Below are 12,828 nucleotides of genomic sequence, written 5' to 3' on the forward strand. Positions count from 1 at the left end.
GGAGGTGAGTTGATGTCTGTCGCCAAGGCCACTGCCGTGTGCAGTGCCCGCCGGACCATCCTCACGTCCCGGGCCCCGGTCTGACCTGACGGCGATGCCCCCGCAAGAGCTTTGACAGCTCGCGGAAGGCGATCCACTGTGCCGATCGGGGTCCCTTTTCAAGGGTCCCTACGTTGTCTCAATCCTCTTGGCATCATGCTCAGCCGTATTCTCTGGCGGACTACGGCTGGGACGAGGCGTGTGAGCACGCCTTCGCACCCCATCGCGCCGCCGGACTGATCCCCGCCCGCATCGTGCGGGCCGAACGCGGCTCGTGCGAAGCAGTCACCGACGCCGGAATCGTCCGTGCGGAGATTCCCGGCACCGCCGATCACGGTGATCCGTTGTCGGCGCCGTGCACGGGAGACTGGGCGGCACTGCGCCCCGTCACCACCGGCCGCGCGCCGGTGCTGCACGCGACGCTGGAACGTCGCACCGCCCTGGTGCGCTCGTCTTCCTCGCGTACCTCGCACGGCCAGGTCCTGGCCGCCAACGTCGACACCGTCGTGGTGACGGTGTCGCTCGCGGCACCGCTCAAGCACGGTCGAACCGAACGCATGCTCGCCCTGGCCTGGGAGAGCGGCGCCCAGCCGGTCGTGGTGCTCACCAAGGCCGACGCGTGCGCGGATCTGCCCTCCGCGGAGGAGCAGGTGTCCGGGGTGGCCGCCGGTGTGGACGTACTGGTCACCAGCGCCGTGACCGGACAAGGCCTGGACACCCTGACCGCCGTCCTGAACGGCACCATCGTGTTGCTCGGCCCTTCCGGAGCGGGCAAGTCCACCCTGGGCAACCGTCTGCTGGGCGAGGACCGGCTGGCCACCGGCGCCGTCCGCGAGGTGGACGGCAAGGGCCGGCACACCACTTCCTGGCGGGAACTGCTCCCACTGCCCGGCGGCGGGGTCCTGCTGGACACCCCCGGCCTGCGCGCGATCGGTCTCCACGACGCCCAGAGCGGGCTGGAACAGACCTTCGCCGAGATCGAGCACCTCGCACAGGCCTGCCGGTTCACGGACTGCGCACACGTGAACGAACCCGGCTGCGCGGTGCTGGCCGCGGTCGAGGCAGGCGAGATTCCCCAACGCCGTCTGGACAGCTACCACCGGCTGCTGCGGGAGAACGCCTATTCCGCTTCCCGCACCGACTCGCGGCTGCGCGCCGAGCGCGAGGCCACCAGGAAGGACATCACGCGCCACCTGCGCGCCACCTACCAGTTCCGGGAGCACCGGCGGTGAACAACAACGACACCCCCGCCCTCGGCGGCGACCCGGTGACGCAGGCGTTCTTCACCCTGCACCACGGCCTGCCCCGGCAGGGTCCGGGCTCGGACGCCACCACACGGCACGCGCTGGAGATGGCCGGACCGCTGCCCGAGCACCCGCGGGTCCTGGACGCGGGCTGCGGCCCCGGTCGCTCCACACTGCTGCTGGCCGAAGAAGCCGGGGCGCACGTGACCGCGGTCGACCTGCACCAGCCGTACCTGGACAGTCTTGCCGCCGAGGCGGCCCGCCGGGGCCTGGGCGACCGGATCACGGTCGTCAACTGCTCGATGGACCAACTGCCCGTCCCCGATCACAGCTTCGACGTGATCTGGGCTGAGGGGTCCGTTTACACCATCGGCTTCGACGTCGCCCTGTGCGCCTGGCGTCGCCTGCTCGCCCCGGGCGGCGTCCTCGTCGTCACCGAAGTGGAATGGACCGTGCCCCGCCCCGCCGCCCCGGTGCGCGCCTACTGGGACGCGGCCTACCCGCTGCGCACCCACGCCGCGAACACCGACGCCGCACAGGCCGCGGGCTACCGTCTCCATGCGCACCGGTCGCTGCCGGAAAGCGACTGGTGGGACGAGTACTACACGCCGCTCACCCAGCGCATGGACCGAGCGGACCCGCAGCACCCCGGCATGCCGCAGGCCCTGGCCGCACACCGGACAGAGATCGACATGCGGCGCGAACACGGCAGCGACTACGACTACGCCGTCTACATCCTCCGCCCCCACGACCACACCCCCGACACCACCGAGGACGAAACCATGACCACCTGGACCGCATGTTCCGAGACCACCGAGGACATCCCCGCCATCCGCGACATCCTCCTCGCGGCCTTCCCCACTGCCCTGGAGGCCGACATCGTCGACGCACTGCGCGCCGACCCGAAGGCGTGGATCGACGGACTGTCCATGGTCACCGCGGCCCCCGACGGCACCGCGACCGGGTACGCGCTGCTCACCCGCTGCCACGTCGACGGCGCACCCGCCCTCGCCCTGGCACCCTGCGCGGTGCTGCCCTCGGCCCAGCGCACCGGCGCCGGCTCCGCCGCCATCAGCGCCGCACTCGACGCCGCCCGGGCCATGGGCGAAAACCTCGTCCTCGTCCTGGGACACGCCGACTACTACCCGCGGTTCGGCTTCACACCGGCCTCCCGCTTCGGGATCCGCGCGCCCTTCGAGGTACCGGACGAGGCCATGATGGCCATGGCCCTCGACAACACCCGCACGGTCCCCGCCGGAACCATCCAGTACCCCGCCGCGTTCGGCGTCTGACCCCTCCTGTGGTACCCCGGGGCTCGAACACCCGGGGTACCACAGCCCCTTCCATCGAGGAGCGAACCGGCACGACGATCGGAGCCATCCCGCCATACGGGACGCCAACCGACGCGGGCCCGGTCGCCGCGCGGCCAGGAACTCGCCGGCGTAGGTCAGGCGCCGTTGCCAGGGCACCGGCTAGTACTTCCCCTGGCCCTGCTCGGGCGACCCGGAGAGAGCCGCCGGAGGTTTGCCGTGTCAGTCCGTTGCCGGTGCCGCGTTCTCTTGTGGTGCGCGGGGACGGGGCACCACGGCCACCGGCTCGTCGGCCAAGTCCAGGTTGGTGTTCATGTCAAGTTCGAATCTGCCGTACGGGTTCACGTGCGCCCTCCTTCAACGGCTGGTCCAGATAACGCTGGAGCAGGTCGATCGCGTCCATCACCGGCCGGTACGCGGTATTGTTGCACTTCAGGTCCAGCGACTTCAGCAACGGCGCGAGCATGCGCCGCCAGTGCGCCGAGTACGCCGACCGCAACACCGTGCGCACCCGCGCCTTGTACCGGGCCTCGTTCGCCGCCGCCTCGGCGGCCAACGCCTTCAGCGTCCGTTCCCCGCCGACCACGGGGCTCCCGGGCCTCTTCGGAGTACCTGCGGGGTGGTCCCTACGACAGAGTGTTGACGCAACTGCCCATCGGGCTCCGTGTTCATCTATCGGTCGTTTACCGAACACCCGCCCCCGGCGCCGCCGAACGCCCGAACTTCCACCCCAGTCGTTCATTTTCCCGTTCATCAACTGCTAGCGTTCAGATCGCTACCCGAAGACGTTTGATGAACAGAGAGGGTGCCTCGTGGCGCTCATCGGCCTGGTCCGCGTCAGCACTGACAAGCAGAAGACCCGGCGCCAGCACGACGCCCTCGGCCCGATCTGCCTCAAGGTCTTCGAGGAGAGGATCAGCGGCAAGCTCGCCGTCGACGACCGGCCCGGCCTGACCGCCGCCCTCGACTACCTCCGCGACGGCGACATGCTCACCGTCCAGGAAGTTGACCGCCTCGGCCGCAACCTTCTGGAAGGGCTGATCGTCCTCAACGACCTCTTCCAACGCGGCATCGCGGTCAAGGTGCTGGACGGCATCGCAACCGGCGAGCACACCGAACGCTCACTCATCCTCGACCTGGCCCTCGCCCTTGCCGAAGACCGGCGCCGCGACATCGTGAAGAAGACGAAGAACGGCCTGGAATCCGCCCGCGCACGCGGTCGCGTCGGCGGCCGGCGCCCCGTCGTGGACGACGACAAGCGGCGCGTTATCCTCGCCCGCCGCGCCGAAGGCCAGTCAATCCGCGAGATCGCCGTCGCCGTCAAGGTGTCCGTCGGCGTTGTGCACAAGACCCTCAACCCAGCAGCGGCGTCCGTCGACAGCTGACTCCAGGGCGGATCGCTACTTTGCGGCTGGTGTCTGAGCTAGTGCCCTGCGCCGGAGATCCGTTGGCAGAAGCGGGCGAGTGAGTCGAGAATCTCTTCGGCTGTCTTGGTCCAGATGAACGGTGTTGGGTTTTCGTTCCATTCCTTGACCCAGGATCGGATGTCGGCTTCCAGGGAACGTACGCTTTTGTGTGCACCGCGGCGGATCTTCTGGTCGGCGAGGAAGCCGAACCACCTCTCCACCTGGTTGATCCAGGACGAACCAGTAGGGGTGAAGTGCAGGTGGAATCGGGGGTGCTTGGCCAGCCATGCTCTGATGGCGGGTGTCTTGTGGGTGCCGTAGTTATCGCAGATCAGGTGGACCTGGAGGTGCCCAGGAACCTCCTTCTCGATCTTGATGAGGAACTTCTTGAACTCCGCTGCCCGGTGCCGACGGTGCAGCGAGGTGATGACCTCGCCGGTCGCGACGTCGAAGGCCGCGAAGAGGGTGGTCAGACCGTTACGGACGTAGTCATGGGTGCGACGCTCGGGCATGCCCGGCATCATCGGCAGCACCGGCTGGGACCGGTCCAGCGCCTGGATCTGCGACTTCTCGTCCACCGACAGCACCACCGCCCCTTCGGGCGGATTGAAGTACAGCCCGACCACGTCGTAGACCTTCTCCACGAACAAGGGGTCCGTCGACAGTTTGAAGGTGTCCGTCAGATGAGGCTTGAGATGGAACTTCCGCCAGATTCGGCCCACGGTCGATTTCGACAGCCCACTGCGTTCGGCCATCGACTTGCGCGACCAGTGGGTGGCATTCTTCGGGATCTCCTCCAGCGTGCTGACCACGACCGCTTCCACCTGGTCGACGCTGATGGTGGGCGGCCGGCCCGGCCGGGGCTCGTCCACCAACCCGTCCAGCCGGGCGGCCAGGAACCGCCGACGCCACTTGCGGACCGTGTCCGCCGCTACCCGCAGATCCCGCGCCACCACAACAATCGGCGGAACGTCAGGGCCTGCACACGCCAGCACGATCCGCGCCCGTAACGCCACCGCCTGCGCAGACGTCGCCCGCCGGGCCCAACGCTCCAACACCGCACGCTCGTCAACGGACAACAACAACGGTTCCAGCTTCGGACCACGACGCGGTGCGGGCACACCCGCAGAAACACTCATACAGGTACTAACGACGGATCTCCGGCGCAGGACACTAGTACTGCAACCGCATCTGGCGTGACGGACGGCGTTGTGTCTCGTTGGTGTGACTGTGTGCTGATGTGCTGACGGTTGAGCAGGTCGAGTCGTGGTCCGAGGGGGTAGCCGGGCTCCATGCCCGGTTCGCCCACCGTTTCGGCAGGTCGGAGCCGCGTGAGCGGGCGCTTGACTATCTGACCGGGTTGCTCGCGCCGCTGGAGATGAAGAACGGGTGGACGCTGTCGGAGCAGGTCGGGCAGCTGCGCCCGGACTCGGTCCAGCGCCTGCTCAACCACTCCGACTGGGACGAGAACGCCGTCCGCGACGACATCCGCGACTTCGTCGTGGAGACCATCGGCAGTGCGGACGGCGTCCTGATCTGCGACGACACCGGCTTTTTGAAGAAGGGCACCAAGTCCGCCGGTGTCCAGCGGCAGTACTCGGGCACCGCGGGCCGGACCGAGAACTGCCAGATCGGGACCTTCCTGGCCTACGCCTCGGCGAAGGGGCGAGCCCTGATCGACCGGGAGCTCTACCTGCCGTCTTCCTGGACCGATGACCGGGACCGCTGCCGCGCTGCCGGGATCGACGACGAGGTGCCCTTCGCGACCAAGAACGAGCATTTCCGGCAGATGCTGCAACGTGCCATCGACGCCGGCGTTCCGTTCGCCTGGGTGACCGCGGACGAGGCGTACGGGCAGGTCAAGCACACACGGGCCTGGCTGGAGGAACGCAAGATCGCGCATGTCCTGGCCACCAAGGTCAACGACACCGTGATCACCACCAGTTGGGCCGAGTCGCGCGTCGACGACCTCATCGCCGCGCTGCCACGGCAACGCTGGAAGCGTCTGTCGGGCGGGCAGGGCGCGCACGGGGAACGGATCTACGACTGGGCCCGCGTCGCAATCCGCCCCTGCTGGGAAGAGGGATTCGGGCACTGGGTCCTGGCCCGCCGCAGTGTCAGCGACCCCACCGAGATCGCTTACTACGTCTGCTACGGACCGGCCATCTCCCGGCTGAAAGACCTGGTCAGGGTGGCCGCCACGAGGTGGGCAGTGGAGGAGTGCTTCCAGACCGCGAAGGGCGAGTGCGGCCTGGACCACTACCAGGTCAGGCTCTACCGGGCGTGGTACCGGCACATCACCCTGGCCATGGCCGCACTCGCCTACCTGGCTGCCGTCCGCGCCGCAGAAGCCGCAAAAGGGGCACCGCAGACGACGAGCAAGACCTCATACCCCTCAGCGTCCCGGAGATCCGCCGGTTGATGGGCCACCTCGTCAAGCCCCGTCACCAGACCAACGAGCACCATCTGCACTGGTCACGCTTTCGACGACGCAGCCAGGCCCGAGCCCGCCGCTCCCACTACAAACGTCGAGGCCACAACCCCCAAATGCGGTTGCAGTACTAGGACACCGGGGCCATGTCCGTCGCCGCAACACAAACCGACACGGTCACCGGCTACGCCTGGGCCTTCTCCACCGCCGCCGCCGTCTACCTGGCCGCCGCACTCGCCGCACTCATGCTGAACCGCCGCACCACCCTCACCGCAACACGCGATCCTTCATAGCTGACCGTTCGCAGGTTCAGCCGCAGAGGTGCGACCTTTCGACCGACGGCGCGCTTGGTGGGGCGACACGTGTACTTGCCCCGGCCTCACCGGACACGTGCGGGTGACGGCCCCGCCCCCGCCAGCTGCTTGCCGCAGTAAATACCGGATTTACTGCGGCAGTTGCGAACGCGTCTCCGCGATCAAGCATCCGCCCGAATGCGGTTCTGCTGTGCGGACTTGAGGGGAGGGGACTGTCAGTGCCCGACGCCGACTAGGCCCGGCGCCAGCATGCTTACCTGGGTCATGCCCCCAGATCCTCCGTCACGGGCAGGCACTCGGCGAGCAGGTCGACGACGTCGCGCCAGGCTCGCTGCGCGTGCCGTGGGTGGTAGCCGACGCCGGGGACCACGGGGTGGTCGACCGGCGGGTGGTGGAAGGCGTGCAAGGCGCCGCCGTAGACTGCGAGGCGCCAGTCGACGCCCGCGGCCTGCATCTCAGCGGTGAACGCGTTCCGTTGCGCGGGCGGCATGATCGGGTCTTCCGACCCGACCCCGGCCCACACCGGGCAGCGAATGCGCGCCGCCTCACCCGGTCGGCCCGTGGTCAGTGCGTTGACTGTCCCGATCGCGCGCAGGCTGACGCCGTCGCGCCCGAGTTCCAGCCCGACGGCGCCCCCGGTGCCGTAGCCGACGGCGGCGATTCGGTCGGGGTCGGTCCGCGGTTCGGTGCGCAACACGTCGAGCGCCGCATGGCCGATGCCCCGCATCCGGTCGGGATCAGCGAGCAGTGGCATGCAACGGGCCAGCATCTCCTCGGGGTCACCCAAATAGCGCCCGCCGTGAAGGTCGAAGGCCAGCGCTACATATCCCAGCTCGGCGAGAGCATTGGCCCGGCGGCGCTCGACATCGCTGAGCCCCATGCCCTCTGGTCCGAGCAGCACCGCGGGCCGGCGGTCGACACCGGCCGGGAGCGCGAGGTGCCCAATCATCGTCAAACCGTCGGCCGGGTACTCGACCGTACGCGTCGTAATCTTCGTCATGAGACTGGACTGTAGTGATCGTCGAGCCCGGTCCGGCCGCTGTTCTGCCGCTGGCAGAACAGCGCGGGTGTCCCTCTGAAATACGGCGAGGGCTCACAAGAACCGTCACAAACCCCGTTCCCACGGCAGCGCTGTCGGATCACCTGCCCAGGCTACGGTGTTGGAGGCTGACGCTCGCGGCAGGATTCTGGCGTATACCGGCTCGCTCCCGTGAAGGGCGTCACCAGCTAGTTCACCTCACGGTTCAGGCAGCCTGGCCGAGACCGGCGGCGATCAGGTCCTGCTCGCGCAGCGGTGTGAAGTCGACGTCGAGTTTCGGGTCGTACGCCTCGGGCTGGTTGCCGAGTTCGTGGGTGCTGTACTCGCCGAACCGGTTGATGTGCTCGGTCAGGTACGGCGAGATGTGCGCCAGGTCCTCCGGGTCGATCTCCCAGCCCTCCTCCAGCAGCTGCCGCACGATCTCCGCGATGTCCAGGGCGTTGTGGAAGATCACCGCGTTCGTGAGCAGCGCGTTGAACTTCATCGCCTTCTCCTGCTCGATGGGGTCGTTGTCGGCGATGACGCCGCGGTTGCCGAAGCCGATCCACTGGGAGAACCGGTTGAACGACTCCACCTTGTTCGTCGCCGCCGTCACCCGCCGGCGAAGCGGCGCATCGGTGAGGTAGCGGAGCAGCTGGACGGTGCGGATCACGCGGCCGACCTCGCGGAAGGCGGCGTAGGTGGCGTTCTTCCGTGACCCGGAGCGCAGGCGCTTGAGCAGTGTGGAGGAGGAGATGGTGCCCTCGCGTACGGAGACGGCCACGCGCATCAGGTGGCGGAACTGGGACTCGATCAGGTCGAAGTCGATGACGTGCTTGCCCGGTTCGCCGAACAGGGCGTCGATGTGTACGTACTCGCTCTGCTTGGAGGGCCGGTAGAAGGTCAGTTCCTTCCAGTTCCTGATCCTGGGCATCAAGTCGAAGCCCAGCAGGTGGGCGAGCGCAAAGACAGGGAAGCTCTGGCCCTGCGTATCCGCGTGCACCGTGGTCGGCTGCACCTCGCTTGTGTTCTTCAGCAGGCCCTCGATGATATAGACGGCCTCCCACACCCCGCACGGGATGAAGTGCGTGAACAGCGCGATGTAGGTGTCCGAGATGTGGTGGTAGGCGATCCCGCCCGGCTTGCCGTACCGGACGCTCGTCTCGGAGAGCAGGTTGTCGAGGTACGTATCCATGTGGGTGCCGTCCGCCGCGACGGCAGTGCCGTCGCCCCACGCCTGCGAGATGTCCAGGCGGGCGTGCGCGTTCACCAGGTCGGCGACCGCCTCGTTCAGCAGCACGATCGAGAAGTGCTTGTTGGCGACGTACGACAGCTCGTGCCCGCTCACGCCAGGGATGTGCCGGGCGGCCTCGTACGGACCCATGTTGGTGCCCTTGACGAACGTGACGATCACATAGCGGCCCAAGGGGTCGGTGAGCTTGGGCTCGTTGCCGGACGGCGGGCCGAAACGGCGCCACCACTCCACCCAGTACGCGGTCCGGGCCACGATCCCCATCAGGGAACGCTCCGGCATCCTCGCCTTGATCTCCTGCTCCAGCCGCTTCGCCGAGGGCCGCTGGCCGTCAGCCCGGAACGCCTTAAGCGACGGGACGCCCGTCTCCGGATCGATGACCAGGCCGTCGTTCTCCGGGTACCCGGCGTCAGCCGCCGCGGCGGCGTTTCGCAGCTTGTCCTCCAGCTGCCGGCGGAAGAACTTCGCGTCGAACTCGGCGCTCTCGCCCGCCTCGGCGAGGCCGACCTCCACCAGGTAGGACCCCAGCGTCTCCTGGACGACCTCCCAGGCCAGCAGCTGCTCGGACCAGTCGGCGTACTCCTCCGAGCCGACCACCGCGACGTCGCCGGTGCGCAGTTCCTCGGCGAGCGCGGTGAAGACCATCGCCTCGAAGTGCTTGCGCACGAACTGCCCGGTCCGGGTCTTGTCGAGGACGGCCTTGCGCCAGTTCTGGGTGGCGAAGGAGATGTCGACCTCCTTGCCCTCCTCGTTGAAGGCGGTGATGTACTCGCCGCGGGCCGCCTGGTGCCGCTGGGCGTGCGCGAGGGCGTCCAGCACCCGGCTGTCCTCGCTGGTCGCGGTGAACTTCAGCTTGTCGTTGTCGGCCAGGTCGAACATCACCGCCCGGTCCCGGCCGATCTGCCCGTACAGCAGCACTTCCCAGAAGTTGCCGTGGTGGGCAGAGACCTTCTCGATCTGCTCGTACTGCTTCGCGAATCCACCGAAGCCGTCCACCGCGCGGGTGACCGCGCCGAACCCGCCGGCCTGCACCACCTGGGCCTTCACCAGGGCGAGGACCGCCGGGGAGACCCTGCCCTCCAGCCGCGTCGCGACCTCGTCAACCGACGCCTCCTCGTCCAGCCCCTCCAGGGCCTGGCGGGCCTCGGCGGTCATGGCCGCGGCCTTCGTGAGCGCCTCCTGGGCCGGGCCGCCCTCGTCGATGTGCTTGAGCACCGTGCGGTAGTTCCCGATCAGGGACTCGACGATCTCCCGCTCGGCGAGCCGGATCTCCTCCAGCTCCGCCTTGGCCTTCTTGATCTTCGTCGCCACGCGCTTGCAGAACATCGTCGCCAGGTCGTCCCGCACCCGCATCCGCGCCTTGTGCGTCAGGGCCGCGACCAGCGCGACGCGTTTGACGGGGACGAAGTCCCGCAGCTCCGAGGCGTCCGCCGCGTCCGCCTCCCCGGCAAAGTCGGTGATCTTCCCCGCGGCGACTCCGTCCATCCACACATCGGTGTCGCCGAGACCGTCCAGCCATTCCAGACGCTTGGTCAGGTTCTTGAAGTGCGACCAGGTCGGGCCCTTGGCGGGCTTCTTCAGCCGGTTGAACAACGTTGTCCCGTCGCTGTCGCGCTCCTCCAGCAGCCGCATGAGCCCCGCCCGCTGAGCGGCGCTCATGCGGTCGTGGATACCCGCGCAGATCGAGGCGTTACACCTCGGTGCGGATCTTCGAGGCCATCTTGTCGAAGGTGGAGAACCCCGGCAGCTCCAGTCCGGCCTCCACCACCTTCTCCAGCGCGATGTTGATCAGATCCGCCGGGCGGTTCTTCGCCGCGGCTTCCTTGCGGATCGACTGCTCGACGATCCCACGGGCCTTGGCCTGGTCGTACGTCACGCCGGCCTGCTTTCGGACCAGGCCCCGGTGGTGCTTGGCGGTCCGTTCCGCCCGGTACACGGGCAGCGTGCCCTCCGGCAGCTCCACCGCACGCCGGACGAAGTCCACCACCATCTCCGGGACGTCCTCCAGCGCCGGGAAACACCCCATACGCCGGTACGACTTCAGCATCAGCAGCAGCGCCAGCAGATGCTCATCGCAGTCCGTGGCATCGGCCGCCCACTCCAGCTCATCGCGAGTCGGTGAGAAGAACAGATGCAGCTCATGCGCGGTGATCAGCCGCTTGAACCGCGGATACGCGGTCCGTTCAATCGATGTCACAACCCACCCCAGGCCCCAGACGACGCTCAACATCACCACCAACGACACTGGGCCGAATGGGTGACGGGCGACGGGCGCTCAGGGCTTCAAGATCATCCCGTTGCCCCTTTGGCGCGTATCTCGGTCACACCCCGTCGACGCCCGGGTCCTTGTACGCCTCGAACGTCTCGTCGTTCCCCGCGGTCACCGTCGTGCTGATCTTGCGGTCGAAGGTCTCCAGCGCCTGCCGCAGGCCCCTCACCTTCTCGTGCAGGCTGCGCCAGTTTCCGGATTCGGCGTAGCCCATGAGCTCGGAGAACTTGAGCACGAGGTACGCGAAGTCCTCGGCGAGCACATCCTCCTTGCTGCTCGCGCCGATCAGCTTTGCCAGGCTGGGGCCACCGGTCATGTCACGCCCTTCGGGGGAGGTGTGTGCAACCGGAAGTCTTCCACCGTCGGTATCCGGTGCCGTCACAGTTCGGCGGCCGTGCGGGTGGCGACGGTGTAGTGCGCGGCGACGAGTGCGTCCTCGAGTTTTTCGGCGTCCAGCCGTTCGCGCACGATGCGCTGCAGCCAGTGCGCGGGGTCCTGTCCGTCGCGTTCGGCGGCCGCGGCGATGCGCTGCATGTCGGTGTCGGTGAACAGCTCCGTCATGGCCGGGACAGTAGCAGCGCGCCGGGGCGCAGCGGGGCGCCGAAGACCTGCATGACGAGGGTGCGGTGCGCGGCGTGCAGGGTGCGCACCGCGGCCCGGGTCAGTCCGGGCTTGGGGGGTTCCTCGCCGCCGCGGGCGCGCCCGGGCTTCGTGGGGATCCACAGGTACCCGGGGTCGGTGCCTTCGAGCTGCTTGGTGATGCCGGCGCGGATGTCGAGCCAGCGGCGCAGGATGTCGGCGGTCTCCTTGTCGAGCGGGTGGGGCCCGCTGTCCAGCTCGATCTGGGGGAAGGGCCGGTGGTCCAGGTCGACGGCGGTGGTGTCCAGGCCGTGGAGGTCGGGTACGGAGCGGCCGGTGGTGGCGACGAGCGCGGCTACCGCGGCGGTGCGCAGGGAGGTGGCGGCGTTGGCGCCGACGGGCCGCTTCACCGCGAGGGTGCGCAGCAGGGTGTGGGCTTCCTCGGGCTCGAGCCAGTCACCGTGTTCGGGGTCGGGCACTTCCAGCCGCAGCGGCAGCCCGAGGTGCTCGGCGAAGAAGTTCCAGGTGATCATCCGCGCGCGCTGGGAGTTGCCCGCCGCCGCGGCGTCGGGGCCGCGGAGGGTGTTGCGACGCCGCGTCTTGCCGGCGGCCGCGTCGGCGAGCCAGGCATCGGCGCGGAGGAGGTCCATGAGCTCGGCTGCGGTGAGAGCCGAGGTCTTCTCGGCGGCCAGCGCGTGTTCCAGGTACTCCAGGAGGAAGGCGTTGCGCAGACGCCGGGTCTCGTAGACGTATCCGCGCTCTTGGAGCTCGTCGACGAAGCCGTTGATGGCGGCGAGTGCGTCGTCGGGGCGGCGCGGGGCGGTGGGCATGGGCCACAGGGTACGGAACTCAGTCCACCCACTCTTGATAACAGCAAGAAGCCTGCAGGAGGGTCTCTCCCCCGTTCGGCTGCTGCTTTCGTGTCGGTCCGTGTCGAACCGAATCGCAACGTCCCGGTCCGGTACG

13 protein-coding genes are annotated in these 12,828 nt (G+C 68.3%); 5 read left to right on the top strand and 8 right to left on the bottom strand.

Translation table 11 applies throughout. From position 1 onward, the window contains the following. Nucleotides 1–173: 173 nt before the first annotated feature. Nucleotides 174–1,271: a ribosome small subunit-dependent GTPase A gene (gene rsgA, locus OH809_RS44630; protein WP_331743575.1), complete on the top strand. Its 1,098-nt coding sequence runs from the start codon at nucleotides 174–176 to the stop codon at nucleotides 1,269–1,271. Then, complete coding sequence (locus tag OH809_RS44635) at nucleotides 1,268–2,575, top strand: bifunctional class I SAM-dependent methyltransferase/N-acetyltransferase (RefSeq protein WP_331743578.1); 1,308 nt, start codon at nucleotides 1,268–1,270, stop codon at nucleotides 2,573–2,575. The genes rsgA and OH809_RS44635 overlap by 4 nt, the downstream gene beginning before the upstream one ends. 334 nt (nucleotides 2,576–2,909) lie before the next feature. On the opposite strand, the gene OH809_RS44640 is transcribed toward OH809_RS44635, so the two are convergent. After that, nucleotides 2,910–3,179, bottom strand: a complete 270-nt coding sequence (locus OH809_RS44640; protein ID WP_331743581.1) for a hypothetical protein — start codon at nucleotides 3,177–3,179, stop codon at nucleotides 2,910–2,912. Between the two features lie 226 nt (nucleotides 3,180–3,405). Here OH809_RS44640 and OH809_RS44645 point away from each other — a divergent pair, with 226 nt between their 5' ends. Continuing rightward, a complete protein-coding gene (locus OH809_RS44645) occupies nucleotides 3,406–3,978 on the top strand; it encodes a recombinase family protein (RefSeq protein WP_331743584.1) in 573 nt (190 codons plus the stop codon). Nucleotides 3,979–4,016: 38 nt separating this feature from the next. Here the strand turns inward: OH809_RS44645 and OH809_RS44650 are convergent, their stop codons facing one another. Beyond that, nucleotides 4,017–5,138, bottom strand: coding sequence for an IS630 family transposase (locus OH809_RS44650; RefSeq protein WP_331743599.1), 1,122 nt, complete (start codon nucleotides 5,136–5,138; stop codon nucleotides 4,017–4,019). Between the two features lie 104 nt (nucleotides 5,139–5,242). Here OH809_RS44650 and OH809_RS44655 point away from each other — a divergent pair, with 104 nt between their 5' ends. Beyond that, nucleotides 5,243–6,421 carry an IS701 family transposase gene (locus OH809_RS44655; RefSeq protein WP_331744016.1) on the top strand — a complete coding sequence of 393 codons (1,179 nt, stop codon included), beginning with the start codon at nucleotides 5,243–5,245 and terminating at the stop codon, nucleotides 6,419–6,421. A 155-nt stretch (nucleotides 6,422–6,576) separates the two neighbouring features. Then, nucleotides 6,577–6,723: a hypothetical protein gene (locus tag OH809_RS44660; protein WP_331743601.1), complete on the top strand. Its 147-nt coding sequence runs from the start codon at nucleotides 6,577–6,579 to the stop codon at nucleotides 6,721–6,723. A 283-nt stretch (nucleotides 6,724–7,006) separates the two neighbouring features. Here OH809_RS44660 and OH809_RS44665 read toward each other — a convergent pair whose 3' ends face one another. The 6 genes from OH809_RS44665 to OH809_RS44690 all read right to left on the bottom strand — a co-directional run bounded on the left by OH809_RS44665 (nucleotide 7,007) and on the right by OH809_RS44690 (nucleotide 12,692). Beyond that, nucleotides 7,007–7,744, bottom strand: a complete 738-nt coding sequence (locus tag OH809_RS44665) for a dienelactone hydrolase family protein (protein WP_331743604.1) — start codon at nucleotides 7,742–7,744, stop codon at nucleotides 7,007–7,009. A 244-nt stretch (nucleotides 7,745–7,988) separates the two neighbouring features. Continuing rightward, nucleotides 7,989–10,673 (bottom strand): Tn3 family transposase, encoded by a 2,685-nt coding sequence (locus OH809_RS44670; RefSeq protein WP_331747958.1) that lies wholly within the window; start codon nucleotides 10,671–10,673, stop codon nucleotides 7,989–7,991. Between the two features lie 31 nt (nucleotides 10,674–10,704). Further along, entirely contained in the window at nucleotides 10,705–11,211 is a 507-nt protein-coding gene (locus OH809_RS44675) for a DUF4158 domain-containing protein (RefSeq protein ID WP_331743607.1), read from the bottom strand. 124 nt (nucleotides 11,212–11,335) lie between these two features. Beyond that, nucleotides 11,336–11,599 carry a hypothetical protein gene (locus tag OH809_RS44680; RefSeq protein WP_331743611.1) on the bottom strand — a complete coding sequence of 88 codons (264 nt, stop codon included), beginning with the start codon at nucleotides 11,597–11,599 and terminating at the stop codon, nucleotides 11,336–11,338. 62 nt (nucleotides 11,600–11,661) lie between these two features. Then, on the bottom strand, nucleotides 11,662–11,844 hold the full coding sequence (locus OH809_RS44685) for a hypothetical protein (protein ID WP_331743614.1): 183 nt from the start codon (nucleotides 11,842–11,844) through the stop codon (nucleotides 11,662–11,664). Next, nucleotides 11,841–12,692 carry a hypothetical protein gene (locus OH809_RS44690; protein WP_331743617.1) on the bottom strand — a complete coding sequence of 284 codons (852 nt, stop codon included), beginning with the start codon at nucleotides 12,690–12,692 and terminating at the stop codon, nucleotides 11,841–11,843. Before OH809_RS44690 ends, OH809_RS44685 begins: the two co-directional genes overlap by 4 nt. Between the last annotated feature and the right edge of the window lie 136 nt (nucleotides 12,693–12,828).

The sequence above is a fragment of the Streptomyces sp. NBC_00873 genome (assembly GCF_045207415.1).
Taxonomy (GTDB): domain Bacteria; phylum Actinomycetota; class Actinomycetes; order Streptomycetales; family Streptomycetaceae; genus Streptomyces.

Coding starts and splice junctions, on each gene's coding strand:
- OH809_RS44685 (WP_331743614.1), bottom strand. CDS start 11,844: ATGACGGAGCTGTTCACCGACACCGACATGCAGCGCATCGCCGCGGCC.
- OH809_RS44690 (WP_331743617.1), bottom strand. CDS start 12,692: ATGCCCACCGCCCCGCGCCGCCCCGACGACGCACTCGCCGCCATCAAC.
- OH809_RS44665 (WP_331743604.1), bottom strand. CDS start 7,744: ATGACGAAGATTACGACGCGTACGGTCGAGTACCCGGCCGACGGTTTG.
- OH809_RS44650 (WP_331743599.1), bottom strand. CDS start 5,138: ATGAGTGTTTCTGCGGGTGTGCCCGCACCGCGTCGTGGTCCGAAGCTG.
- OH809_RS44660 (WP_331743601.1), top strand. CDS start 6,577: ATGTCCGTCGCCGCAACACAAACCGACACGGTCACCGGCTACGCCTGG.
- OH809_RS44680 (WP_331743611.1), bottom strand. CDS start 11,599: ATGACCGGTGGCCCCAGCCTGGCAAAGCTGATCGGCGCGAGCAGCAAG.
- OH809_RS44670 (WP_331747958.1), bottom strand. CDS start 10,673: ATGAGCGCCGCTCAGCGGGCGGGGCTCATGCGGCTGCTGGAGGAGCGC.